Below are 25,201 nucleotides of genomic sequence, written 5' to 3'. Positions count from 1 at the left end.
TTCACCCCGGATAGCGGGCATACCATTCGTCGGAAGGCTCCCCGTAGGCATTGCTCGGCGGATTCGCCCCGAACTCGGTGCAGAAATCCGACGACAACCGCTCGATGATCGAGGCGGCATCGAGCCGGGCATGCCATTCGGCCGGGATGGCCTGCACACCGAGCCGCGCCCCCAGCAGATTCCCGCAGATGGCCCCCGTCGAATCACTGTCACCGGAGTGGTTGACCGACAGCAGCACCCCGTTGCGGAAGATCTGTTCCGGTGTGCCGCCGACGGTTTCGGCACACAGCGCCGCACACACCGCGATGGCGAGCGCGTCCGGCCCGATCACCCCGAACCCCAGCGGATCCAGGATTTCCGGTTCGGGCATGACCCCGCCGGACCCGGCCGCCGCATCGGCCAGCCGGATGGCGGTGGCCAGCGCCTCCGACGTCTCCTGATGATCCCGGTGCCGTGCCAGCTCGCTCGCCGCATGATTCAGGGAAGTGCGCAGATCCAGCCCGCGCGACAACCCGAACACGGTGGCCGCCAAGGTGCCCGCGGGTAGCCACCCGCTCGGATTGCCGTGTGTCAAAGCCGCCGCGTCACAAGCGGATTCGAATGCCGACGGCAGCGAGTGCAGGAACCCGATGGGCGCCGACCGCACCACCGCCGCGCACCCCTTGGAATCGTTGATGGGCCGATCCCGCGTCCCCAGCGGCGATCCGGGCTGCCGGCGTTCAGCTGCCCGCTGCATGGCGGTGGTGGTGGCGTGCGTCGGCCCGCGATAGCTCATCAGCTCCGGATGCACGCTCAACCCGCTCCGCAGCGCGAACGGCTGTTCGGGCACCGAAACCCCTTGCCCCTGTAACCAAACGAGCAGATTCTCCTGGATCATGGCGACCGTGGCCCCGCCGATGCCGCGCGCCCGCGCCCGCACCGAGCTGCGAATCAGCGCCTCCATGGTGAACAGCGCCAGCTGGGTCTCGTCGGTGATCTTGCCCTTGTAGGTCTCCCCGCTGCCGGTCAGGCCGCGAGGGCCGTAGCGCTGCAAGATATTCGGCAGCAGCATCATCTCCACCGGCGCGCCCAGCGCATCACCGACGGCCCCGCCGAGCATGCACCCGTGCACGATCTCGCGCTGCGACCGCATCGCGCCATTGCCGGTCTCGGGCGGGGGTTCGCGCCGGGTCACCACGGTCGGCCCGGCGGGCGGATTCACCGCGTCCCAGGCCGCCTGCGCGAATTCGGTACAGCTGGGGAACCTTTCACGCGGTTCCTTGGCCAGCGCCCGCCCCAGCACCCGATCCAGTTCGGGCGGCAGTTCCCGCCGGAAGGAGACGACCGAGGGCGGCGTGCCCTGAATATGCCCCAGCAGCACCGTCGCGATGCTCGGCGCGTCGTAGGGCCCGCGTCCGGTCAGCAATCGGAACAGCGTGCACGCCAGCGAGTATTGATCCGAGCGCGCGTCCAGCGGTTCGGCCGACAACTGTTCCGGTGAGGCGTAGGCCAGGGTGGCGTTGAGCGTCCCCGTGCGGGTCAGGTGCGCGGTATCGTCGAGCACCCGGGCGATCCCGAAGTCGCTCAACAGCACTCGCTCACTGAAGCCGGTGGCGGTCCCGGCGGAGTGCGACAGCAGAATATTGGCGGGCTTCACATCGCGGTGCAGGACGCCCTTGCCGTGCGCGTAGTCCAGCGCGGCCGCGGTCTGAATGATGATCTCCACGGCGCGTTCCGGGCTGAGCGCGCGCCAATCCACGGTCGCCCCGTCCTCACCGTCCACGTACTGCATGGCGATCCACAACTGGTCGCCTTCGGCTCCGCGGTCGTACACGGTGATGATGTTCGGATGGTCCAGGCGCGCGACCACATCGGCTTCACGCTCGAACCGGATCCGGGTCTCGTTGTCCCCGAACATCTCCGGATGCAGCAGTTTCAGCGCTGTCATCCGGGGCAGGCGCGGATGCCTGGCCGCGTACACCGATCCCATACCGCCGCGGCCCACTTCGCGTTCGATCCGGTATCCGGCGAACAGCTCCCCGCGACGCAACATCCCCGATCCCCTCCGGCACTCCGAACCAGGTGCAGCCTACCGGGCGCGTCCCGCGGCCCGCAGCCATTGTCAGGCCGTCAAAACCACCGGCACCCGCCTCGAAAGCGGTTCGGCCCCCGCCCGTTACCGGGCGAGGGCCGAACATGCTTGTGCGGGTACGCCGATCAGGCGATAGCGCCGCGCGCCGCCTCGTAGGCCGCGCCGACCCGGTACAGGCGGTCGTCGGCCAGGGCCGGGGCCATGATCTGGAGACCCACCGGCAGGCCGTCGTCCGCGCTGAGCCCGGACGGCACCGACATGGCGCAGTGCCCGGCCAGGTTGGTGGGCAGGGTGCACAGGTCGGACAGGTACATGGCCAGCGGATCGTCGACCTTCTCGCCCAGCTTCCACGGGGTGAAGGGGCTGGTCGGGGAGATCAGCACGTCGACGGTCTCGTACGCCTTGTCGAAGTCGCGCGCGATGAGGGTGCGCACCTTCAGGGCCTGACCGTAGTAGGCGTCGTAGTAGCCGGCCGACAGCGCGTAGGTGCCGATCATGATGCGGCGCTTGACCTCCGGCCCGAACCCGGCCTCACGGCTGAGCGACATGACCTGGTCGGCCGAGTGGGTGGCGTCGTCACCGACCCGCAGCCCGTAGCGCATAGCATCGAAGCGCGCCAGGTTGGACGACACCTCCGACGGCATGACCAGGTAGTACGCGGAGAGCGCGTGCACGAAGTTGGGGCAGGACACCTCGACGATCTCCGCGCCCAGCTGCTTGAGCTGATCGACCGCGGCGTCGAAGGAGGCGAGCACGCCCGGCTGGTAGGAGTCGGAGTGAAGTTCCTTCACCACACCGATTTTCACGCCGGACAGATCACCGTTGGCGCCTTCGCGAGCCGCGGCGACCACGGGCGCGACCGGCACGTTGCGGGAGGTGGAGTCGCGCGGGTCGTACCCGGCGATCACCTCGTGCAGCAGCGCGGTGTCGAGAACCGTTCGGCCGCAAGGCCCGCCCTGATCGAGCGAGGACGCACAGGCGACCAGGCCGAAACGGGACACGGTGCCGTAGGTCGGCTTGGTGCCGACGGTCGCGGTGACGGCGGCGGGCTGGCGAATCGAGCCGCCGGTGTCGGTGCCGATGGCCAGCGGAGCCTGGTAGGACGCCAGCGCGGCAGCCGAACCACCACCGGAGCCGCCGGGAATCCGGTCCTTGTCCCACGGGTTGCGGGTCGGCCCGTACGCCGAGTTCTCGGTGGAGGAGCCCATGGCGAACTCGTCCATATTGGTCTTGCCGAGAATCGGGATACCGGCGGCGCGCAGCTTGGTGGTCAGGGTCGCGTCGTACGGCGACACCCAGCCCTCGAGGATCTTCGACCCGCAGGTGGTCGGCATATCCGTGGTGGTGAAAACGTCCTTGAGCGCCAAGGGAACACCGGCCAGCGGCGAGGCGACCGTGCCCGCGGCGACCGCGCGATCGACCTCGGCGGCGGCCACCAGGGCCTCCTCACCGGCGACGTGCAGGAAGGCGTTGATCTCGCCATCGACTTCGGCGATGCGCTGGATGTGCGCCTCGGTCACCTCGACCGAGGACACCTCACGCGCGTGGATCTTCCCCGCCAGCTCGGCCGCAGAGAGCTTCGTCAGGTCGCGCCCGCCCGTCGCCCGACCGCCGCCCCCCACGGAATCGCGATGCGATGCAGTACTCATTCGCCCTCTCCCAGAATCTGCGGAACCATGAACCGCTGGTCCTCGACGGCGGGCGCCATGGCGAGCGCCTCCTCGGGCTTCAGGCAAGGCTGGACCTCGTCCGGACGCGTCACATTGGTCGCCGGATTCGGGGACGCGGTGGCGGGGACGTCTTCGGCGGCGACCTCGGAGATCTGCGCGACGTGGGTCAGGATGGAATCCAGCTGACCGGCGTACAGATCGAGTTCGTCATCGGTGAGGGCGAGCCGGGACAACCGGGCGAGGTGTGCGACCTCGTCCCTGGAGATGGCGGGCACCGCGAGACCCCTTTCGACATGGTGAGAGCTTGGTGATTCGACTTTCGACAGCCTAGCGACCCGGCCCGCGCGACCCGCGACAGGTGTCGGTGGCAGCTGGCATCATCGATAGAGCAACCCGGGAGTAAGTGGCCTGCGTCACAGGAAACGGTTCGATTCGATAACCGGGTGCCGAGGGTGTAAGTATTGCGAGACTCGGGTACCCGTCCGAAAGTTTCGCTCGCACAGCAAAGGAAAGGAAGGCACGTGTCATACCTGCTTCGCGTGCAACTTCCGGATCGACCGGGCAGCCTCGGCTCCCTGGCGCTGGCATTGGGTTCCGTCGGCGCGGACATCCTTTCGCTGGATGTGGTCGAGCGCGGTGACGGTTTCGCCATCGACGACATCGTGGTGGAGGTCCCGTCGGGGGCGCTACCCGACACCTTGATCACCGCGGCCGAATCCCTGCACGACGTACAGGTGGACTCGCTACGGCCCTACTCCGGGATTCTCGATACGCACCGCGAGCTGGAGCTCATCGATCAGGTCGCCAACGCGCGCGACGATCGGTTGCAGGTGCTGGTCGACGGCGCGCCCCGGGTGCTGCGGGTGGGCTGGTCGACGGTGATCGACATGGGCCCGCAGGGCGCGTATCGCGTGGTCGGTTCGCAGAGCGCACCCTCCACGCAGGCCGCGGTCGCACCGTGGATGCCGCTGGAGAAGCCCGCCGTACTCGACGGCGAGAGCGACTGGGTGCCGCAGCTGTGGCGCGATATGGACACCAAGCTGGCCGCCGCGCCGCTCGGCAATACCGGCAAGGTGCTGTTGCTGGGCCGTCCGGGCGGACCCGACTTCCGGCCGTCCGAGGTGGCGCGGCTGGGTTATCTGGCGGGGATCGTGGCCACGGTGCTCGGCTAGTTTCCGACTTTCCTTCGGGCCGGTGCGATGCGTTCGCACCGGCCCGAATTTTTGTGCCTGCCGCCACTTTTCATGGTTCGACCTGCCCGGATACGGAATCACAGGCTGCTCTCAGCGTGCGCCATCTACTATCGAGCTCAGTAGATAACTACTATCTAGCTACGTAGATGGACGGAGGGCGACGATGCCCATGTACCGGATACCCACCACCCTCGCAGCGTTCGCCGGGGCCGCCTTCGCCGGTGCGATCGCGGCCGGACCCGCGGCGGCCGAATCGCTTTCGGGCGGCAGCCTCTCCCGCGGCGACAGCACTACCCGCGCCGGCGGCAGCGCCCTCGGCAACCCGGGCGGCAACTACGGCCACCAGCCCTACGGCGGCGACACCACCGGCATCCACGCCACCGACCCGCTCGGCTTCCAGCACGTGGACTCGAATCCCGTATTGCAGAACCAGCATCCGCAGAACTGGCGTGACCGGCAGCGCGCACCGGAGGCATCGCGGCCCGGCGCGGCCATGAGCAGCGACGGCTCCCGCAGCACCTGGACCGCGGTCCCGAACTCGGACGGCACCGGCTGGGCCGTCTGCAAGCCCCGGGCCGCGTCATGCTGACCCGCCGCGCCGTCACCCCGTTGGCCGTCGCCGCACTCGCCGCCGTCGGCGTCCCGCTCGGCGCGGGCGCGGCCGAGGCCGAGACCCGTAAACCCCGGCCCGCTGCCGGATGCCTCTGGGACGGAACGACTTACGCGCCCGGCCAGACCGTCGTCGCGGGCGGATCCGAATACCGTTGCGGGGAGCGCGACGCCGCGCCCTTCTGGTTCAGCGGCCAGCGCACCGACCGCCCGAACACGGTGCCCAATCCCGGCGCGGCGACCGGCCCATCGGGCCGATTCAGCGCGGGCGCAAGACAACCCGGCACCAGCTACACCGACTACTGCGTCGGCAATCAGCTCATTCCCGGCACCGACGACATCTATCAGGTGGTGCGGCTGCCCGAGGGCACGCTGCTGTGGAAGGCGGTGGCGCCGGCCTCGGAGTGGGCCTTCGACGGTGACCGCCCCGCGCCCACCTGGCGCACGCCGAGCCTGTGCATCGACGGCACGCTCACCTGAGCGGCGCGCCCGCTCCGTCGAGCGCGTACCTCATGACGGTCAGCGGCAACCCCATCATGGTGAACCAATCCCGTTCCGGCACATGGACGAAGCCCAGCCGCTCATAGATCCGCCGGGCATCGGCCATGGTCGGCATGGTGGTCAGCACCACGCCCGCGAACCCCTCCGCCCGCGCCGTCTCGAGCACGGTCCGCACCAGCGCGGTCCCCACCCCCAGCCCGCGCGCCTGCTTGGCCACCGCCAGCATGCGGAACTCCAGCTCGCCGTCGCGCGCGATATCCGCGAACGGCGTCCCCGGCCGCGCCAGCGTCAGCGAGCCCAGCACCGCCCCGTCCCGCACCGCCACCAGCACCTGCGCCGCTGCCGCCCGGGTGGCGGTATCGGCGAGCTCGGCCCCGTACGGACTCTCCGGCGAGACGTGCCCCTCCCCCACGTACGCCTCGACGGTGAGCTCCCCGATCGCCGCGAACTCCGCGGGCCGGGCAGCGCGAATCTCGAACTCCTGGGCCATCAGCAACCTCCGAATTCCGGCAATCGACATGAGAACCGAATCCCCATCATTCCCATTCCCCTGAGATCGACCACGACCGGGCAGCCGATTCGTGCGGATTTCGCAATGGGAAAGCCACTCGCCCTGTCGGGCCGATCTGTTAGGAAGGTGTCGTTCGACGTAAGTTCGACGAAGAGGTTCGCCATGGGGGTTCACGTCGTATTCGTGCACGGGTTGTTCTCGTCACGAAAAACCTGGTCGGACATGACCAGAGCGATTCAGGCGGATCCCGAACTGGCGGGCAGCGCAATCCATCTCGACTACTTCGAATACCGCACCCCGAAGTTCCGCCGGCGGCCGGATCAGCGCATCGCGGATGTGCGCGATATCGGCGGGTCGCTGGGCACCTATCTGAAGGCGAAGTTCACCGAGACCGATCAGATCGTGCTGGTCACCCACAGCCAGGGCGGGCTGGTGGTGCAGCAGTTCCTGGCGGAGACCTGCCTGCGCGAACGAGCCCACGAGCTCGCTCGGATCCGCCAGATCGTCATGTACGCCTGCCCCACCACCGGATCGGAATTCTTTCTCTCACTACGCAAGTCGGTGTGGTTCTGGCGGAATCCGCAGGAACGCTGGCTACGGCCGTTCCACGAGGCGGTGCTGTCGGCGCATCGCACCGTGCTCGATCAGGTGGTGTTCGCTCGCGGCCGCAGCGCCACCGAATGCCAGATCCCGATCGCCGCGTACGGCGGGCTGGAGGACGGCGTGGTGCCGCCGGACGTGGCGACCTGGGGGTTCATCGATACCGGCCGGGTGCCCGGCGATCATTCCTCGATCATCCGGCCCACCGGCACCGACTCCACCTCGTATCTGGTGCTGAAACAGGCATTGACGTCCGTCGCGACCGTCGCACGCATCGAGCAGCAGCCCGAAAACGCGCGGGACAGCGGTCTTTCGGTGTCGGTCGAGCCGCCCGCGGCGGACCTTCAGCGCCCGCTGCGCGGACGCGATCAACTGCTGGCCGCCGTCGATCACCACCCCGACGCCCGGGTGCAGGTGCTGACCGGCGAGGGCGGAGTCGGAAAGACCAGGCTCGCACTGGAAATCGCCTATCGGGCTCGCCGCCGGGGCCAGCTGGTGCTGTGGATTCGCATGTCCCGGCTCAACGGGTGCATGCGGGAGGTCGCGACCCGGCTGGGCGCGACCGCGAATCAGCTCGACTACGCCTCGAGGGGACCGAGCGGTCCGGCGGACCTGGTCTGGCGATTGCTGAACGAGCAGCGCAAACCCTGGCTGCTGGTCTTCGACAATGCCGACGATCCGCGCCTGCTGGCCGCACCCGGCGAACGGGTCTCGGAGGGAGCGGGCTGGCTGCGCAAGCCCGAGGGCGACTACGGCCGGGTGCTGGTAACCAGCCGGCAGGGCAATGAAACCAAATGGGCGCCTTGGAGTCTGGTACATCAGGTACCGCCGCTGGAGGTGTACGCGGGCGCCGCGGTCCTGCGCGATATCTTCCCCACCGGCGGCACCGTGATCGAGGCCCGGGAACTCTCGGCCCAGCTGGGCGGCCTGCCGCTGCGGCTGCGCAAGGCCGCCGAATACCTCGAATCGGCGAACAAGGCCCGCGGCTTCCACGGCCCGGACGAGGCACGCACCTTCGACGGCTATCGCCTTGCGGTGCAACGCCGCTGGAAGTCGCCGGGCGAGGCGACCAGCGAACTCGACGACGTGCTGGGCGTGAGCCTGACCCGCCAGGTCATCACCCTGTCGCTGTCGCTGGTGACCGGCCGGGGCGTACCCGACGCGGCGACGCTGCTGAAGCTGCTGTCCTGCTTCAGCATCGCGCCCATCCCCTACTATCTGCTCTTTCGCGCGACCCCGCCGGGCACCTCGCATCTGTTCGACGAGATGAGCACCGGGCAGGCCATTCACGCGCTCGAGGAACTGGCGAATGTCGGCTTGGTCGAACTGCATACGCTGCCGATCAGCGGGCCCGCCGACATCCAGCACGTGCTGTCGCTGCACCCGGAGATCCATCACGTGCTCAACGAGGACGACGATGTGCGGGAGCGGCACGACGAGTACTACACGCTGGCCGTGCACATGATCCTGGCCATCGCCGCGGCGCACGATCCGGACGACCCCACCACCTGGCCGATCTGGAATCGCCTGGTGGCGCACTCCACTCACGTCGCGCGGGCCGCGCTGGTCGGGCCCGCGCCGCTGCGTGAGCACGCCACCGTGACGGCCGCCGTCGATGTGGCGCGGCTGAGCCTGCGCTATCTGGTGGCGCGCGGCTTTCTCGACCCGGCGGACGAACTGGCGGGGGCGATCATCGACGGCTGCGCCGATTGCCTGCTCGATGTGAACGATCCGGAGATCCTGGCCATCCGCCACGAGCGGGCGCGCATCGTGCTGGAACGCGGCGACCGGGTCACCGCGGAGCGGATGTTCCGGGAGATCCTCGCCCGGCGGACCGTCATCCTGCCCGGCGGCGATCGGAACCCCGATACCCTGGCCAGCCGGCACAAACTCGCCCGCGCCATTCTCGAACAGGAGGGCCGCGCGGCCGAGGCCGAGGCCGAACTGCGGACCATCGTGGAGCTGGAACGCGATGTGCGCGGGTTCGACCACTCGGACACGCTGGTGGTGCGGCGCAGCCTGGCTCGCGCCCTCATCTACCAGGGGCGGGCGGATCAAGCCCTGCCGCAGCTGCGCGAGATACTCGCGGTGAGCCTGGCGCAGTGGCCGCCGACCCGGCCCGAAACCCTGTGGGTTCGGCACACCTCCACCCGCTGCCTGCTGGAGCTGGAGGATTACGCGACCGCCGAACGGGAAGCGCGCGACGCGCTGAATCTGGTTGCCAGCGCTGAGAATTCGACCGACAGCCCGGTGGTGCGGTGGTCCATGACCATGCGGCGCAGCCTGGCCATGGCGCTGCTGGGACAGGGCCGGGTGGACGAAGCCGCCGAAATAGTCGACACGCTGCGCCGCCAGGCCGGTGAACAGCTCGACCCCAGCGACGCACTGCACGAACGAATCATGACCCTGTGGGAAAACATGCGGCAGCCATTACCCGGACAACACTCCGATTCTGGGGAACCACGCGGCGAGTGTGACGAAGCTGATGTACGGTAATTCGCGGCGCTGCTAACACTTTCGGTGATCGTTGCGTTGACAAGAGCATGGCCTTCGAAACCAGTATCGTCCGCACGGCGGGAGGGGCCGAAATGATACGGTCCGATAACGAATTCGATGATCAGCCTCCGGGTGTCGGGACGATCAACTATTCCACTCACGCCCAGCTCCTACGCCAAGTCGCGCGCGAGCTCGTGCGGGCCACCCTGGAAGCCGATCGGCATGTGCCCGAGCTGGATTCCAGCCCATTGGTGAGCAGCACCGGCTCCTGACAGCCATCTTCCGGCGACCGTTATGAGCATCTCGATACGGTCTAATCCGGCTTGATCGCGCGGAAACTGTGAGAACCTCGACCTGCCTGGGTGCCAGCTCATTTCACATTCAACCCCAGGGCAGGTGGGGACATGACGTCAGTTTGCGCGCGTGATCCATTCTTCGTGGCCGTGACCGCATCGGGATTCCGGCGCGATCATATCGCCGGATTAGCGGCCGGTCGGTATGCCGCCATTCAGGTGGCGGATTTCCTTCCGGCACAGACTTGTTCGGAGATACTCGCGGCACTGCGGAGAGTGCCGTTCGACGCCTACGACACCAAGCGGGTGGATCCGCCGGTGTTCCGGTTCGGGGTCGGGGTGAGCGATCACCGGGTGGCGGGGCAGCTCGGGGAAACCTACTGGCCCGCACTGGATTCCAGCCGGGAGGCGTGGGCGCGGCTGCGGCTGGATTACGACCCGTTCGCGCTGTGCCGGGACAATCTGGGGCGGGACTGGCCGGGGCCGGTGCGCGTCGGGCGGTGCGCTGACCGGGAACTGGGGCCGGGGGTGGCGCGGGAACCGAATCAGGGGTTCCAGGTGCACTTCGACGATTCGATCAGGGAATTCGACGGCAAACTGGTGGACGCGCACCTGGTCGCGCAATTCGCCTTCAACCTTTATTTGAGCGTGCCGGAGGAAGGCGGTCAAACGGTGGTGTGGCGGCATCGCTGGGCGCCGGGTGACGAATCGTATCGATTGCCCGCTTCGTACGGTTATCACCGGGATGTGGTGGGGGATGCCGAATCCTTCGTATTGCAACCCTCGGTCGGGCAGGCATTGTTGTTCGATCCGCGTAATTTCCATGCGGTATTGCCGAGCGCGGGCGCACGGCGAATTGCGCTGGGATTCGCGGTGGGATTGACCGATTCCGGCGAACTTCATGTTTGGGGATAATCGCCTATCGCACGACCTGGATCCGCCCGCGCGCTACCGTCGAGCGATGGGGATTCTGCGCTACGCGGCGTTCAGCTCCGATCCGGCCGGCGGGAATCCGGCCGGGGTGGTGCTCGATGCGACCGGACTGGATGCCGCCGACATGCTGGCCACGGCCGCCGAGATCGGATACTCCGAAACGGCGTTCGCTACGCCCGGCGAGGACGAAAAGACCCTCGACGTCAGGTATTTCAGTCCGCTGGTGGAGGTGCCGTTCTGCGGGCACGCCACCATCGCCACCGCGGTGGCGTACGCGGAGCGGTTCGGGCCCGGGGAGCTGGTCTTCCGCACCCAAGCGGGTCCGGTTCCGGTCTCCACGCGCCGCGACGCGGCCGGGAAGCTGGCCGCCACACTGGTTTCGGTGCCGCCGCGTTCGCGCGATATCGGCGCCGGGGAGCTGGATCGGCTGCTGGCCGCTCTGCGCTGGGACCACCCGGATCTCGACGCCGCGCTGCCGCCGCGCGCCGCCTACGCCGGAGCCTGGCATCCGGTGATCGCCGCCCGTACCCGCGAGCGGCTGGCGGACCTCGACTACGACTTCGCGGCATTGGGCGAACTCATGCGGGAAATGGATTGGGCCACCGTGGATCTGGTCTGGCGCGAGCGCGACGACGTCTTCCACGCCCGCAATCCGTTCCCGCCCGGCGGTATTCGCGAGGATCCCGCGACCGGGGCGGCGGCCGCGGCGCTGGGCGGCTATCTGCGGGAATTGGGGCTGGTGGAGCCACCGGTCACCCTGACCGTGTTCCAAGGAGCCGATATGGGGCGGCCGGGGCGGATCGAAGTGGCGGTGCCGCCCGCGCCCGGCGGGGTAGCGGTCAGCGGCACGGCCGTTCCCATCCGACAGTCCCGCCACCATGGCATGCCGACGGGAAAGAACTCAGTTCGACAGGGCGAGGGTGACCTCTATTTCGACGGGCGCCTGTAAAGGCAGTTCCGGTACGCCGACAGCCGTGCACACCCCGCGGCCCGCCGCGCCCAGGAGCGCGACGAACAGGTCACCGGCGGCCGACACCACTTCCAGCTGACCGTCGAAACCCGGCGCGGAAGCGACATATCCGGCAACCCGGACCACCCGTGCGAGGGAGTCGAGACCGGCGACCGCATCCATCGCCGCGAGCGCGGCCAGGGCACAGCGGCGGCTGAGTTCCGCGGCTTCGGCGTGCGTCACCTCCGCGCCGACGCGGCCGGTGGTCACCACCCGACCCGCGAGCATCGGCACCTGACCGGCCACATGGACCAGCGCTCCGCTGCGCACCGCGGGCACGTACACGCCTCCGGGTGGACTGACCGGAGGCAACACCAGACCGAGTTCGGCGAGCCGCGCACGCACCGGGGACATGCGGGGCACAGTAGCCTGTGCCCCAACACATCCGGAGGGAATCGACTATTCGCCCGATTCCCCGGTATCGGCTTCGGCGGCCGGCGTGACCGCCTCCGGGCCGCCCTCCAGTAGCAACCGGAACCCGTCCTCGTCCAGGATCGGCACGCCGAGTTCCTCCGCCTTGTCCGCCTTGGACCCGGGCGAATCGCCGATCACCACGAAAGCCGTTTTCTTGGAGACGGATCCGGCCGCCTTGCCACCGCGAATCAGGATGGCTTCCTTGGCGCCGTCGCGGGTGAAGGTTTGCAGCGAACCCGTCACGACGATCGACAGACCCTCGAGATTGCGTTCGATGGATTCGTCCCGCTCGTCCTCCATGCGCACGCCCGCCGCCGCCCACTTGTCGACGATGTCGATATGCCAAGGCACGGTGAACCATTCGGTCAAGGACACCGCGATGGTCGGGCCGACGCCGTCCACGGCCGCCAGCTCCTCCGCCGACGCCGCGCGAATGGCCTCCATACTGCCCAGCGCCGACGCCAGAGCCCGTGCGGCGGTGGGCCCGACATGGCGGATGGACAACCCCACCAGCACCCGCCACAGCGGCCGGTCCTTGGCGGTCTCCAGATTCTGGAGCAGCCGTTTGCCGTTCTGGGTCAACTCGCCCTTCTGGTTGGTGAACAGGTCGGTAGTGAGCAGTTTGTCCTCGTCGAGGAAGAACAGGTCGCCTTCATCACCGATGGCACCGGATTTCAGCAGATCGACGGCGGCCTCGTAGCCGAGCGCCTCGATATCGAACGAGCCACGCCCGGCGACGTGGAATACCCGCTCCCGCAACTGCGCCGGGCAGTACTGCTGGTTCGGGCAGCGGATATCGGCGTCGCCCTCCTTGGCGGGGGCGAGTTCGGTGCCGCACTCCGGGCAGTGGGTGGGCATGACGAAGGCCCGCTCGGTTCCGGTGCGCGCGTCCACCACCGGGCCGAGCACCTCGGGGATCACGTCACCGGCCTTGCGAATGGTGACGGTATCGCCGATGAGCACACCCTTGCGCTGCACTTCGGAGGCATTGTGCAGGGTCGCCATCGCCACCGTGGAGCCCGCGACGGTGACCGGCTGCATCACCGCGAACGGCGTAACCCGGCCCGTGCGACCGACATTCACCTGAATGTCGAGCAGTTTGGTGGTGGCCTCTTCGGGCGGATACTTGTACGCGATGGCCCAGCGCGGCGCGCGGGAGGTGGCGCCCAGCCGGCGCTGCAAGGAGAATTCGTCGACCTTGATGACCTGGCCGTCGATCTCGTGCTCGATATCGTGCCGGTGCTCGCCCCAATATTCAACGCGCTCCACCACCGCGTCCGCGCCCTGCACGCGCACGGTGTGCGCCGACACCGGCAGCCCCCACGCCGCCAGCGCCCGGTACGCCTCGTACTGCGATTCGGGAGCGAAGCCCTCCAGCCGCCCGAAGCCGTGGCAGATCATCCGCAGCCGCCGCCGCGCGGTCACCGCCGGATCCTTCTGCCGCAGCGACCCGGCCGCGGTATTGCGCGGATTCGCGTACGGCGGTTTGCCTTCCGCGACGATGGAGGCGTTCAGCGCCTCGAAATCCTCCAGCGTCATGAACGCCTCGCCGCGCACCTCCAGCAGCTTCGGCACCGGGAAGTCGTCGCTCGCGCTGAGCTGATGCGGAATGTCCTCGATGGTGCGCGCATTGAGCGTGACGTCCTCACCGGTGCGCCCGTCGCCACGGGTGGCCCCGCGCACCAGCTTCCCGTCCTCGTAGACCAGGTTCAGTGCGACGCCGTCGATCTTCACCTCGCACACGTAGTGGGTGCCGGCGCCGGTCTCGGCTTCCACGCGGCTGATCCACTGCCGCATCTCGTCCTCGTTGAACACATTGTCCAGCGAGTACATCCGCTCCAGATGGTCGACCGGCTGAAAACCGGTGGTGAATCCGCCGCCCACCACCTGCGTCGGCGAATCGGGCGTGCGTAGGTCCGGGTGGGCTTCCTCGAGCGCGACCAGCCGGTTGAACAACTCGTCGAACTCACCGTCGGTGACGATGGGCGCGTCCCGTACGTAGTACCGGAACTGGTGGTCGCGGACCTCTTCCGCCAGCCGCTGCCACTCGACGCGCTGGTCTCCGCTCGCGGCGGTGTGCCCGTCCCCGGCGGTCTGGGTGATCTCCATGCCCGATTCGCTCACCCCCTGAACATTAGTCGAGCCCACCGACACCTTTGCGCGACATTCGCGCACGTCGCGCCACCAATCGGGGAAGTCTCCGCGATCTCGGGGCGGGTTCGGGAACAGCGTCCGCACGGGCAAGGTTGCAGCACACATGAACCTCGAGACGGCCGTCGAGTTCGCCCGTGCCCATCCGCGATCGGTGCTCGCGACCATCCGCCGCGATACCCGTCCGCAGCTGTCCAATGTGCTGCACTGGGTCGGCGCGGACGGCATCATCCGCATCTCCATCACCGCGGACCGGGCCAAGTATCACAATCTGCGCCGCGAACCGTGGGCGGCGCTGAATATCAGCAGCGACGATTTCTGGTCGTATGCCGTCCTCGAGGGCGAGGCCGAAATCTCGCCGGTGGCAGCGGATCCCGCCGATGCGACGGTGGACGAACTGGTCGCCTACTACCGGGCGCTCAGTGGCGAACACCCGGATTGGGACGATTACCGCCGCGCCATGGTGGCCGACCGCCGGGCCGTCGTACGTCTCACGCCGGCCCGGGCCTACGGCCTGCTGCGCTGATCATTCCTGCGGTTCGGGGAGGACCTCGCCGGTCTCCAGGAGGGTCTTGAGGTTGGAGAGGATGGCGGGCCAGCCTTCGCGGATGCCTTCGAGCATGGCGCTGCCGGGGTCGAAGCCGTTGTGCACCACGGTGAGTTTGACGGTTTCGCCCATGGGCTCGATTTCGAAGGTGACGACCGAGCGGGATTCGGTGGAGAGCTTCTCGAAATCCTCGGCGCTGAAACCGAATTGGTCGGCGAATGCCTGGTCGACGGTGTGCCAGGTGTAGGACAGCGTGGTGTACGGGTCGGCGGTGACGACGACCTGTTCGGGGTCTTTGCTCACCCAGCCCTGCTGCTCCCAGGTCATGGGAGAGCCGGGCCGCCAATCGGATTCGAAGGTGGCGCCCCAGTAGCGCTTGGTGAAGGCCGGGTCGGTCAGGGCCTGCCAGAGCTTTTCGGGGGTGGTGCGGATGTAGGTGGTGTAGACGAATTCGTCGCTCATGGTCGCGCTCTCCAATGCTGATTTCAGGTCGGCGAGTGCGTGCACCCGCGCGCGGTCGTATCGATTGATCCAGCGGTCGGCGATGGCATTGACGGGTTCGGCATTGAGGTAGTGCAGCTTCTCGCGGCCCTTGCGCACGGTGGTGACCAGGTTGGCGGCCTCCAGTACGGCCAGGTGCTTGCTGACCGCCTGCCGGGTCAGGTCGAGCTCCGCGCAGAGGTCGCGCAGGGTCTGACCATTGCGTTCGTTGAGGCTGTCCAGCAGTCTGCGCCGATTCGGGTCGGCCAGCGCCTTGAAGACCTCGTCCACCGGCACCTCACACCATCGCTATAGGCAACCCTTTGGTTGCGTAATCGAGAATAGGCAACCTAAGGGTTGCATGTCAAGGTTTGCCGACCGGTTTCCACGCTCCGCCGGGCATGACCGAAAAGGGCGAGTCGCAATTCCGTGCGCCGACCGGCATGATTTCGCTTGTGTTGCGCAGTTTTCAGGTGACGAATCATCGATCTCTCGCCGAACCGCAGGAATTGCGGCTGACCCGCGGAAGCAGCGGGGCCATCGCCACGCCGGTGACCGCCGTGTACGGGGCCGCCGCCACGGGCAAGACCGGCCTGGTCGACGGCCTGGACCGGATGCGCGATGCCGTACTCAACTCGGTCACCGGATGGGATCCCTACTCCGGGCCGGTGCGCACGCCGCATATCGGATTCGCCGATCGCCCTTCGGAATTCGTGGCGCACTTCGTGGCCGAGGGCTGCCCGTACACCTACGGGTTCAAGCTCGACAACGCCGATGTGAAAGCCGAATGGCTGCACTCGCATCCGCACAATCGCAAACGGGTGGTGTTCGAACGCTCCGGGGACGAGGTGCGCATCGGGCCCATGTTCGAGGCCGCGCGCTACGGGCTCGGCGCGGTGGTGCCGCTGGTGCGCCCGAATGCGCTGCTGCTCAGCCTCTCCGGGCAGTTGTACGCCGAACCCCTGGTGCCCGCCTACCGCTGGTTCCAATCGCTGCTGGAAGTGCAGTGCGGGCAACCGGATCCGGCCGAGATCGCGCATCGGGTGGGCGCGCACATCTCCCGCTCCACCGACCACGCCGTGCGCCTGCTCACCCTGCTGCGCGCCGCCGACCTCGGCATCACCGATCTGCTGCTGCCTACCGACGACCCCATGTACGCCGACTACCTGCGCGACCTGGACACCGATATCGCCGCCACCACCAAGGAGGTCGAGAACTGCACCATCTCGGCCAATTACGCCGAGGAGATGTTCCTCGAACACGGCATCACCATCACCCTGCTCCAGCGTGAACTCGCCAACCTCTACGCCGCGCGCGATGCCCTCTACTCCCGCATGGTCGCCCGCCGCGGCGTCGGCCTCGGCCTATCCCACGAAGGCATCGAGACCGCCTTCGACATCACCGACGAATCCAGCGCCACCCTCGCCATGCTGCGCCTGCTCCCGCCGATGCTCGACGCCCTCGACGCCGGCGGCGTCCTGGCCATCGACGATATCGACGCCCACCTCACCCCCGAGACCGCCGACAGCCTCATCCAGCTCTTCCAGAACCCGGAAACCAATACCCAAGGCGCGCAACTGGTCTTCACCACCGCCAACCGCACCCTGATCGATCGCGGCAACGGACGCTCACAATCCAAGCGCACCACCGTCTGGCAACTGCGCCGCGCCGAATTCGGCATGTCCGAACTCACCCCCCAATAACCCGCGCCGCCACCCCACCGGCCCTCCCCCGCCCTGCGCCTAGCATGGGGACATGCTGATGCAGTTCGTATTCCTACTGCTGATCGGTGGCGCCCTCGGCGCGACCCTCGCCTACTACTTCCGCGCCCGCAAAGGCGGCGCCCCGGTGGCGAACCCCGAATCCGGCACCCTCCACCTGACCGGCGTGAGCCCCCGCCCCGAAGCCCCCGGCGAGCAATACGTAACCCTCAGCGGCAGCATCTCCGGCCCCACCGTCGTCGCCCACGAGGTCTACGGCCGCTTCGCCTGGGACACCGGCCAATGGCCCTCCATAGGCGAGCAAATCCCCGTCGTCTACCCCGCGGGCAAACCCGACCGCTGGCAACTCGCCCACCCCGGGGCCCGCCCCTACTTCGGCACCAAACAGCCCCGCAACCCGCAGTAGCCGCCCAGGCTTATTCGATACTCGGCATGAACTCGGGCCGAAGGATGAGGTCCGCGACCGCGTCGCCGAGCTCTTTTCGAGCCCAGACTGCCAACCGATCTCGAACTTCGGTCACCTCAACTCGGTCCGCACGTTCGAGCCAGCGTCGCTGTGCCATATCCACCAAGGCGCGGCCTGCGCGACGAACATCGGTATCGATCGCGTAGGCGATGAAGACTGCGGGCGTCTGCGTTTCGATGATTTCCTTTCCGCCTTCGAGCTCATGGATGAGGGGGCGATCGCTGGTCACCAAAACCTCGGCGTGCGCGAATATCGCCGCCGCGACCACATGCCGGTCCTTCGCGTTGACCAGGCGAGGCACCGTGGCCTCGAACTCACCGGGCCACTCCACGAGGGCTTCCGGGAACGCACGATTCATGGCCTCGAACAACGCATCGCGGTTCCCGGAAGGCATCGACGCGGGAAGATGCCTAGCCACCTCATTCAAAACCTGTGCACTCCAGTAAATTTCGTACAGGCCTGCTTCGGCGAGGGTTAGCAGTAGGTCGCGCAATCGCGCCGGACCAGAACATTCGCATCCAGGAAGGCACGGACGTCACCGCACGGCCTCTCAGAAGTCGTCGTCGTACAGACCGGCTTCCCGAGAGATGCTCGACACGTCGTCCAGCGCCTGGGCGCGGTCGTGCCGGCGCTGCTCTCGATAGTCGAGAACCGTTTGTAGGGGGATCCTGCGATGGGTACCGCGGTACTCGGCGGCCAGGGTGCCGTCGTCGACCAGACGGCAGACGTAGGTCCTGGAAAGGCCCAACAGGTCGGCGGCGGCGGAAGTGGTGACCAATGTGTCCACCGGTGCGATTGCCACGCCGCGCCCCTCGCTCAGATGTTCCAGAAGCGCGGTCACCGCGGCTCGCACGCTGCGGGGCACGTGCATCGGCACGTCATCGATGACGATCGTCGATGTTTTGCGCTCCTTTTCGGCCCGCAGCGCGCCCAACGCCACCTGCAATTCCCGGCGGGCGGGTACGGGAAGGTCGGCTTCGACGCGGCAAACAGTCATGACACCAATCCCTCCGCATGGCGGCTCATCGGTCCATGGTCGCGCACAAACGACACAAACGCAACCAAGATCAGTCGAAGGTGAGGGCTTCGGGTTCGTCGGCGTAGGCGTGGGCGGTTTCGGCGGCGAGGGTGAGGGCTTGGCGGGCCCAGGTGAGGGGGGCGGTGGCGAGGCCGCAGGCCGGGGAGACCTGGATTTGGTCGGCCAGGCGGCGGCGGGGGAAGCCGAGGCGGTCCATCAGGCGGACGCCGGGTTCGGCGATTTCCTTCCAGGTGGGGGGTTTGGCGGGGGCGGTGGTGGGGACGAGGCCGAGGACGAGGTATTTTCCGGCGTCCAGGGATTCGCCGATGCCGTCCAGGTCCTTGGTGGCGATGGTGGCCAGGTCGAAACCTATTGCGGCCGCGCGGGTCTTGCGGAGGAAGGACAGGGCGGGGGGTTCGGCGCAGGAGTGGATCAGGACCGGGTGGGTCTGCTGGTCGATCAGCGCGTCCAGGATGTGCAGGGCCTCGGGTTCGGGCATGGGCCGGATGGTGTTCATGACGCTGGGGCCGCGCAGGGAGCCCGCGAGGACCGCGTTCAGGAGGGGTTCGTCGAGCTGGATGAGAACATCGGCGCCGAGGCGTTTGGATACCTCGGCGGCATGGTTCCGCAGGCCCTCGGCGAGGGATTCGGCGAGATCGCGCAGGGCGCCGGAGTCGGTGAGGACGCGATGGCCGTGCGGCAGTTCGACTTCGGCCGCCAGCGTGAGCGGGCCGGCCACCTGGAGCTTCACCGCATGGCCGGTGCCCGCGAGACCGGCTGTCTCCCAGGATTCTTCGAGCGCGTCGAGGTCGGTGCGCAGCAGATCGCGGGCGCGGCGGGCGACCGCGCCGGGGCGGGTCGCCAATCGGTATCCGCGGGTGGTGCTGTCGAAACGCATATCCACCAGCAGTCCGGAGACGCGGCCGATCATGTCCGCGCCGACGCCGCGCGCGGGCAACTCCACCAGGTGCGGCAGATCGCCGAGTTCGCCCACCACCGTGGCGGCGGCTTCGCGCGGATCGGTTCCGGGCCAGGAGCCGACACCGGTCGCGATCCCGCCGCGCAGTCCCGGCGTGGTTCGTTGTTCGTCACTCGCCACGCCGCTGCCACTCACTCGTGCGTCCCCGTTTCGTCGCGCCGCTCCGGTTTCCGCTGATCACGTATGCGATCGAGCTCCTCCGGCAGCTGATTCCGCATGTCGTTCGATTGGTTCGAAAGTTGATTCCACACTTCGATCGGGTCGGTCGGCCGCAGTTGATCGCGCCGGTCTCGCGCCTGCTCCGCCGCTTCCCGGCAGCTCACGCCCGGGTCCGTCACGCTCCCGGGCAGAATCCGCCGTTTGGGCCGCCCCGGCCGCCGTCGAATCACTGCTCCCACACCAGAATCCGCTGCCCGCACCAGACGGGACGCGAGAGCTACCCGCATCCCCGGTGCGACGAATCGCCGCACATCCACGGCATCCAAGTTACCCGTGCGCGGCGGTCGAGGGTCGGTGGTCGTGGATCGAAGGCAACGCTCGGCGGTCACCGGGCGTTGTCCGCCAGTTCGGCCGCCCGCGCCTGCGGTTCGCGTTCGGTGCCGGAAATGGTTCCGCTGCCGAGCACTTCGTCGCCGGAGCTGTCGGGGCGGTAGAGCACCACGGCCTGGCCCTTGGCAACACCGGTGAGCGGTTCCCGCAGGCGAACCACCAGGCCGCCGTCGACGGGTTCGGCGACGGCGGGCGCGGTGCCGCCGTGCGCGCGCACCTGCACGATGCATTCGATCGGACCGTCCGGGGTGGCACCGGAAGTCCAGATGGCGCGGTCGGCCAGCACCGTCCAGACCTCGAGGTCCTGCACGGAACCGACGCTGACGGTGCCGGATTCGGGGTCGATGCCGGTGACGTAGCGGGGCTTGCCGTCGGCGGCCGGACCGGGCAGGCCCAGGCCCTTGCGCTGACCGATGGTGAAGCCGTGCACGCCGTCGTGATCGCCCAGCTTGGTGCCGTCGGAGTCGACGACCGCGCCCGGGCGGATACCGATCTTCGCGCCGAGGAAGGCGCGGGTGTCACCGGAGGGGATGAAGCAGATGTCGTGGCTGTCGGGCTTGTCGGCCACGGCCAGCCCGCGCTCGGCGGCCTCGGCCCGGATCTGCGGCTTGGGGGTGTCGCCGACCGGGAACATGGCACGCGAGAGCTGGTCGGCGGTGAGCACCGCGAGCACGTACGACTGATCCTTGTCGGCGTCGACCGCGCGGCGCAGCACGCCGTCTTCGAGTCGCGCGTAATGCCCGGTGACGACGGCATCGAACCCCAGCGCCACCGCGCGATCCGCGAGCGCCGAGAACTTGATCTTCTCGTTGCAGCGCAGGCACGGGTTCGGGGTCTCGCCCGCGGCATAGGCGGCGACGAAATCGTCGATCACGTCTTCCTTGAAGCGGTCCGCGAAATCCCAGACGTAGAACGGGATTCCGAGCACATCGGCGGCGCGGCGCGCATCACCGGCGTCCTCCTTGGAGCAGCAGCCGCGCGATCCGGTGCGCAGCGTGCCCGGGGACGCCGACAGCGCCAGGTGCACCCCGACCACCTCGTGTCCGGCATCGACGGCGCGGGCGGCCGCCACCGCGGAATCCACACCACCACTCATCGCGGCAAGTACTCGCATCTAGAAGCCTCCCTTCGCTCCGGCCAGTCCGGCCGCCTTCGCCCGCTCCACCACCTGCGGCAACGCGGCCAGCAGGGCATCGATATCGGCGTCGGTCGAATTGTGTCCCAATGAAAATCGCAGTGATCCGCGCGCCAGCGCCGGTTCCACGCCCATGGCCAGCAGCACATGGGAAGGTCCGGCGACACCGGCGTTGCAGGCGGATCCGGTCGAGCATTCGATCCCGGCGGCGTCCAGCAGCATCAGCAGCGAATCGCCTTCGCAGCCGGGGAAGGTGAAGTGGGCGTTGCCCGCCAGCCTGCGGTCGCCGGTCGCACCGTTGAGCACCGCGTCCGGGAACGCGTCCTGGACGCCGGCGATCAGCCGATCCCGCAGCCGCTCGAGCTGGGCGGTCCGCGCCGGCAGTCCCGCGACGGTCTCGCGGATCGCGGCGGCCAGCCCGGCCGCCCCCGGCACATCCGAGGTCCCCGACCGCAGATCGCGCTCGTGCCCGCCGCCGTGCAGCAGCGGCACCGCCCCGACCTGCCGTCCCAGCAGCAGCACCCCGACCCCGTGCGGCCCGCCGACCTTGTGCCCCGCGAAACTCGCGGCGGCCAGTCCGCTGCGCCCGAAATCGATCGGCAATTGCGCGGCGGCCTGCACCGCGTCGCTGTGCATCGGCACATCGAATTCCTGTGCCACCGCCGCCAATTCGGCGATCGGCTGAATGGTCCCGACCTCGTTATTGGCCCACATGACGCTGACCAGCGCCGCGTCCTCGGCATAGGTGGCCAGGGCTTCGCGCAGCGTGCGCGGCGAGACGACGCCGTCGGCGTCCACCTCCAGCCAGGTCACCTGTGCGCCCTCGTGCTGTTCCAGCCATTCCACGGTATCCAGCACCGCGTGATGCTCGACCGCGCTCACCAGAATCCGGTTCCGCTTCGGATCGGCATCCCGCCGAGCCCAGAAGATCCCCTTGACCGCGAGATTGTCGCTCTCGGTCCCGCCGCTGGTGAAGATCACTTCGGAGGGCCGCGCGCCGAGCCCGGCCGCGATCGACTCCCGCGATTCCTCCAGTGACCGCCGGGCCGCCCGCCCCGACCCGTGCAACGACGACGCGTTCCCCGCATGCCCCAGGACAGCCGTCATCGCCTCGATGGCGACCGGGAACATGGGTGTAGTGGCCGCGTGATCGAGGTAGACCGTCTGGGCACCGACCGGACCCGGGAAAGCCGACTTCATGACCGATAAAGCCTATCCCATCGTTGACCTGCGCAACCTTGGGGTATCTCCCCGCCGTCCACGCCTTCGTGCGTTCCTGCACGCCCTGTGGGCAACTCCCCGCTCGGCGTCCGGTATTCCCCGGATCTTCGAACCGGTGTCCGGTAGCGCCCCTGGATTCGGGGGGCGAGGAATTGGGGGACGGGAAATCATCGCGGAGTCCCTCGGGGTCGCGGGGACGGTGCTTAGACTCACGACCGGATGAAAGATTTTCGTTTCAGATTTTTGCGTGAGGTTGCCATGAGGGCTTGGGTCGCGATGGCGTTGGCGGTCGCCGCTTCGGTGAGCGGGGTGGCCGGTACGGTCGCCGCCGCCCCGGCCGAGGGGAAAGAACTTGTGGTGCTGGGGGATTCGTTCAGCGCCAATGAGTGGGTGACGCAGGCGCAAGGATCGGAGTGCCGGCACGGCGCGACCTCGTGGCCGACGCGATTGAGTAACGCGATGGGGGTGGCGGGGAGCGCGGACTATCTGGATGTTTCGTGTCCGGGGGCCGCCATCGACACTCCGCCGAGTTACACCGCGGGCTGGGAGGCGAAGCAGGCGGATGGGGCGGGGGCGTTCGGGCCTCGAACCAAGCTGGTGGCCTTGCAGTTCGGACTGAACGATCGGTGGGGATCGAACGAGGCGACCCTGTGGTACGCGCTGCAACAGTGCGTGCTCGACTTGGTCCGGGGGTGCGGGGCGGACGCCGCGGTGGCGGGGCGCGGGATGGACGCCAGCGAGGTCACCGGGGCGCGGTATGCCGAGCGGCTGCGCAACGTGGTCACGTATGTGAAGTACTACGCGCCGAATGCCCGCATCGTGCTGGTCGGCTATCCGGAGCTGTTCCGCACCGGTCAGGATGCGGTGTGCTTCAGCGCCTTCGGCGTGTTGCGGTTCGTGCAGCCGCGCGGGCAGGCGGCCATCGACGCGGTGAACCGGCTGGATCAGGCGCAGCGGGAGGCGGCGCGGGTATTGGGGGTGGAGTTCTTCGATGCGCGAGCGGCGACGGCGGGGCACGGGTTGTGCTCGGAGCAGTCGTGGATCAACGACTATCAGGACCCGCGGGATCCGGGGGCGATTCCGTTTCACCCGTCCGCGCGCAGTGATGAGGCGGTGGCGGCGGGGATCTACCAGCAGGCCGGCCGCTGACGACGCACCGGCCGGCCGGCCTCGCTCAGAAGGAGCAGTCGGTGGTGCGGCCCGCCCAGCCGCCCTTGAGGAACTGGATCACGGCGCAGAAGATGTCGGCCGAGGACGATCCGGTGGCGATGGGGGCCGCGTGGCTCGGGGCGGCAACGGTTTCGGCGGAGGCCACGCCGGCCGATCCCATCAGTCCGGCGGTGATGGCGGCGACAGCTACGAGCTTCTTCATCAGGCATCCTTTGCGTCGGTTACGAATAGTTGCTGATGCTTACATACCCAGTCGGCGAGAATCATTACTGTTGCTACTGAAAACATTTGCGACAGAGTCGCTTTGATCGGCCGCCAGATGCGCCTCGATGGCCTTGACCGAAGTGCCGATGCCGTCCTCCGAATCGATCAGCGCACCCAGCCGGGCGGCGTTGGCGCGCAGCTCGGGATCGGTGGTGGCGGCGCGCAGGGCGTCGGCGAGGGCGTCGGCGGTCAGGTCGCGTAGTGGGATCGTGCGGGGGCTGACGCCGAGGTCGAGCAGGCGCTGCGCCCAGTATGGCTGATCGACGCCGCCGGGTATGGCGACGGCGGGTACGCCCGCGCGCAGACCCGCGGCCGTGGTGCCCGCGCCGCAGTGGTGAACCACGGCGGCCATGCGCGGGAACAGCCAGTCGTGCGGCACATTGCCGATGGTCAGCACGTCGGCGTCCTCGACATCCAGTCGCAGCCAGCCGGATTGGACGATGCCGCGCACCCCGGCTCGCCGCAGCGCCGCCGCGACGATCGCCGAGAGGTCCGCACGGTGTTCCACACCGTCGGTGGTGCTGCCGAAGCCGATGAAGACCGGGGGCGGTCCGGCCGCGAGGAATTCGGTGAGGGCGGCGGGCGGCTCCCAACCGAGCGGGCGGGGCGTCCACCAGTAGCCCGCGACCAGGCGATCCGGCGGCCAGTCCGGGGGCAGCTGGATCACATGGGCCGAGAAGCCGTACAGCACGAACTTTTCGGATTCCCGGAAGCGGGATTCCAGCTCCGCGGTGCCGATTTCGGGCAGACCCAGCTCGGCCCGCACGGCGTGTCCGGCCGCGGCGGCCCGGGGATCCATGGGGCCGTGCCCGAAATCGCCGGTGGGGAAGAACCGCAGGCCGATCACCGGGATCGATTTGAGTTCGGCGAGTGAGAAACTGGCGAGCTCGACCGCCATTCCGGTGAGCAGGGCGTCGGCGGGCTGATCGCGGACCGCGTCGATCACGCCGCGACTGAGCACCCGCAGGGTGTGCACCCAGTCCGACAGTTCCGCTTCGTGCTGTCGCGGGTTGTCGGGGTCGAAGTCGAAACCGGGTGCCATGTAGAGGTATTCGAGCCCGCAGCCGGTGACCAGGTCCTCGAAGAGCGGGTGGGCGGCGAAGGCGACGTCGTGTCCGGCGGCCTGCAAGCCGACGCCGAGCCCGACCAGGGGCGCGACATCGCCGTGGGTGCCGACCGCGATGATGATCAGTCGCAATG

At 68.3% G+C, this 25,201-nt stretch carries 25 protein-coding genes; 11 read left to right on the top strand and 14 right to left on the bottom strand.

What is annotated here, in order from left to right; all coding sequences use genetic code 11:
- Position 1: 1 nt before the first annotated feature.
- The 3 genes from NI1_RS38955 to gatC form a co-directional block, all read right to left on the bottom strand.
- A complete protein-coding gene (locus NI1_RS38955; protein ID WP_218026838.1) occupies positions 2-2,032 on the bottom strand; it encodes an ADP-ribosylglycohydrolase family protein in 2,031 nt (676 codons plus the stop codon).
- Positions 2,033-2,196: 164 nt separating this feature from the next.
- Positions 2,197-3,720 carry an Asp-tRNA(Asn)/Glu-tRNA(Gln) amidotransferase subunit GatA gene (gatA, locus tag NI1_RS29125; protein ID WP_067826943.1) on the bottom strand — a complete coding sequence of 508 codons (1,524 nt, stop codon included), beginning with the start codon at positions 3,718-3,720 and terminating at the stop codon, positions 2,197-2,199.
- Positions 3,717-4,016 (bottom strand): Asp-tRNA(Asn)/Glu-tRNA(Gln) amidotransferase subunit GatC, encoded by a 300-nt coding sequence (gene gatC, locus NI1_RS29120; RefSeq protein ID WP_067826941.1) that lies wholly within the window; start codon positions 4,014-4,016, stop codon positions 3,717-3,719. The genes gatA and gatC overlap by 4 nt, the downstream gene beginning before the upstream one ends.
- Before the next feature lie 246 nt (positions 4,017-4,262).
- On the opposite strand from gatC, the gene NI1_RS29115 reads away from it, so the two are divergent.
- The 3 genes from NI1_RS29115 to NI1_RS29105 all read left to right on the top strand — a co-directional run bounded on the left by NI1_RS29115 (position 4,263) and on the right by NI1_RS29105 (position 6,023).
- Entirely contained in the window at positions 4,263-4,913 is a 651-nt protein-coding gene (locus tag NI1_RS29115; RefSeq protein WP_067826940.1) for an ACT domain-containing protein, read from the top strand.
- 184 nt (positions 4,914-5,097) lie between these two features.
- Positions 5,098-5,523, top strand: a complete 426-nt coding sequence (locus tag NI1_RS29110) for a hypothetical protein (RefSeq protein ID WP_157535393.1) — start codon at positions 5,098-5,100, stop codon at positions 5,521-5,523.
- The gene (locus tag NI1_RS29105) at positions 5,517-6,023 is read left to right on the top strand and encodes a hypothetical protein (RefSeq protein ID WP_067826936.1); all 507 of its coding nucleotides are present in this window, start codon (positions 5,517-5,519) and stop codon (positions 6,021-6,023) included. Before NI1_RS29110 ends, NI1_RS29105 begins: the two co-directional genes overlap by 7 nt.
- Here the strand turns inward: NI1_RS29105 and NI1_RS29100 are convergent.
- The gene (locus NI1_RS29100) at positions 6,016-6,534 is read right to left on the bottom strand and encodes a GNAT family N-acetyltransferase (RefSeq protein WP_067826933.1); all 519 of its coding nucleotides are present in this window, start codon (positions 6,532-6,534) and stop codon (positions 6,016-6,018) included. The genes NI1_RS29105 and NI1_RS29100 overlap by 8 nt on opposite strands.
- Positions 6,535-6,777: 243 nt before the next feature.
- Here NI1_RS29100 and NI1_RS29095 point away from each other — a divergent pair, with 243 nt between their 5' ends.
- The 4 genes from NI1_RS29095 (at position 6,778) to NI1_RS29080 (ending at position 11,826) form a co-directional block, all read left to right on the top strand.
- Positions 6,778-9,651 (top strand): tetratricopeptide repeat protein, encoded by a 2,874-nt coding sequence (locus NI1_RS29095; protein ID WP_169815649.1) that lies wholly within the window; start codon positions 6,778-6,780, stop codon positions 9,649-9,651.
- Between the two features lie 92 nt (positions 9,652-9,743).
- Positions 9,744-9,923 carry a hypothetical protein gene (locus NI1_RS29090; protein WP_157535391.1) on the top strand — a complete coding sequence of 60 codons (180 nt, stop codon included), beginning with the start codon at positions 9,744-9,746 and terminating at the stop codon, positions 9,921-9,923.
- A gap of 171 nt (positions 9,924-10,094) precedes the next feature.
- The gene (locus NI1_RS29085; protein WP_218026837.1) at positions 10,095-10,859 is read left to right on the top strand and encodes a 2OG-Fe(II)-dependent halogenase WelO5 family protein; all 765 of its coding nucleotides are present in this window, start codon (positions 10,095-10,097) and stop codon (positions 10,857-10,859) included.
- A 46-nt stretch (positions 10,860-10,905) separates the two neighbouring features.
- Positions 10,906-11,826, top strand: a complete 921-nt coding sequence (locus NI1_RS29080; RefSeq protein WP_084523880.1) for a PhzF family phenazine biosynthesis protein — start codon at positions 10,906-10,908, stop codon at positions 11,824-11,826.
- Here the strand turns inward: NI1_RS29080 and NI1_RS29075 are convergent.
- Both NI1_RS29075 and ligA read right to left on the bottom strand, forming a co-directional pair.
- A complete protein-coding gene (locus NI1_RS29075; protein WP_067826921.1) occupies positions 11,779-12,240 on the bottom strand; it encodes a RidA family protein in 462 nt (153 codons plus the stop codon). The genes NI1_RS29080 and NI1_RS29075 overlap by 48 nt on opposite strands.
- A 45-nt stretch (positions 12,241-12,285) precedes the next feature.
- Positions 12,286-14,409, bottom strand: coding sequence for an NAD-dependent DNA ligase LigA (ligA, locus tag NI1_RS29070; RefSeq protein ID WP_067826918.1), 2,124 nt, complete (start codon positions 14,407-14,409; stop codon positions 12,286-12,288).
- Between the two features lie 148 nt (positions 14,410-14,557).
- On the opposite strand from ligA, the gene NI1_RS29065 reads away from it, so the two are divergent.
- A complete protein-coding gene (locus NI1_RS29065; RefSeq protein ID WP_067826914.1) occupies positions 14,558-14,977 on the top strand; it encodes a PPOX class F420-dependent oxidoreductase in 420 nt (139 codons plus the stop codon).
- Here the strand turns inward: NI1_RS29065 and NI1_RS29060 are convergent, their stop codons facing one another.
- Complete coding sequence (locus tag NI1_RS29060; RefSeq protein WP_067827728.1) at positions 14,978-15,769, bottom strand: ArsR/SmtB family transcription factor; 792 nt, start codon at positions 15,767-15,769, stop codon at positions 14,978-14,980.
- Between the two features lie 164 nt (positions 15,770-15,933).
- On the opposite strand from NI1_RS29060, the gene NI1_RS29055 reads away from it, so the two are divergent.
- Both NI1_RS29055 and NI1_RS29050 read left to right on the top strand, forming a co-directional pair.
- Positions 15,934-17,181, top strand: a complete 1,248-nt coding sequence (locus tag NI1_RS29055; RefSeq protein ID WP_067827725.1) for an AAA family ATPase — start codon at positions 15,934-15,936, stop codon at positions 17,179-17,181.
- 52 nt (positions 17,182-17,233) lie between these two features.
- On the top strand, positions 17,234-17,605 hold the full coding sequence (locus tag NI1_RS29050) for a hypothetical protein (protein ID WP_174564536.1): 372 nt from the start codon (positions 17,234-17,236) through the stop codon (positions 17,603-17,605).
- 10 nt (positions 17,606-17,615) lie between these two features.
- On the opposite strand, the gene NI1_RS29045 is transcribed toward NI1_RS29050, so the two are convergent.
- The 5 genes from NI1_RS29045 to NI1_RS29020 form a co-directional block, all read right to left on the bottom strand.
- A complete protein-coding gene (locus tag NI1_RS29045) occupies positions 17,616-18,158 on the bottom strand; it encodes a PIN domain-containing protein (RefSeq protein ID WP_067826911.1) in 543 nt (180 codons plus the stop codon).
- Positions 18,159-18,215: 57 nt separating this feature from the next.
- Positions 18,216-18,662: an excisionase family DNA-binding protein gene (locus NI1_RS29040; RefSeq protein ID WP_067826908.1), complete on the bottom strand. Its 447-nt coding sequence runs from the start codon at positions 18,660-18,662 to the stop codon at positions 18,216-18,218.
- A 70-nt stretch (positions 18,663-18,732) separates the two neighbouring features.
- A complete protein-coding gene (locus tag NI1_RS29035; protein ID WP_439957316.1) occupies positions 18,733-19,797 on the bottom strand; it encodes a methionine synthase in 1,065 nt (354 codons plus the stop codon).
- A 409-nt stretch (positions 19,798-20,206) separates the two neighbouring features.
- Entirely contained in the window at positions 20,207-21,325 is a 1,119-nt protein-coding gene (gene mnmA, locus NI1_RS29025; protein WP_067826902.1) for a tRNA 2-thiouridine(34) synthase MnmA, read from the bottom strand.
- On the bottom strand, positions 21,326-22,546 hold the full coding sequence (locus tag NI1_RS29020; RefSeq protein WP_067826899.1) for a cysteine desulfurase family protein: 1,221 nt from the start codon (positions 22,544-22,546) through the stop codon (positions 21,326-21,328).
- 279 nt (positions 22,547-22,825) lie between these two features.
- On the opposite strand from NI1_RS29020, the gene NI1_RS29015 reads away from it, so the two are divergent.
- The gene (locus NI1_RS29015) at positions 22,826-23,716 is read left to right on the top strand and encodes an SGNH/GDSL hydrolase family protein (protein ID WP_067826896.1); all 891 of its coding nucleotides are present in this window, start codon (positions 22,826-22,828) and stop codon (positions 23,714-23,716) included.
- Positions 23,717-23,741: 25 nt separating this feature from the next.
- On the opposite strand, the gene NI1_RS29010 is transcribed toward NI1_RS29015, so the two are convergent.
- Together NI1_RS29010 and NI1_RS29005 are read right to left on the bottom strand one after the other, a co-directional pair.
- Positions 23,742-23,939 carry a hypothetical protein gene (locus NI1_RS29010; protein WP_067826894.1) on the bottom strand — a complete coding sequence of 66 codons (198 nt, stop codon included), beginning with the start codon at positions 23,937-23,939 and terminating at the stop codon, positions 23,742-23,744.
- A 39-nt stretch (positions 23,940-23,978) separates the two neighbouring features.
- Positions 23,979-25,199: a glycosyltransferase gene (locus NI1_RS29005; protein WP_067826890.1), complete on the bottom strand. Its 1,221-nt coding sequence runs from the start codon at positions 25,197-25,199 to the stop codon at positions 23,979-23,981.
- Positions 25,200-25,201 lie beyond the last annotated feature (2 nt).

This window comes from Nocardia inohanensis NBRC 100128, from assembly GCF_001612945.1.
In the GTDB taxonomy this organism is placed as follows: domain Bacteria; phylum Actinomycetota; class Actinomycetes; order Mycobacteriales; family Mycobacteriaceae; genus Nocardia; species Nocardia inohanensis.
This window is presented reverse-complemented; position numbering and strand designations above follow the sequence as displayed.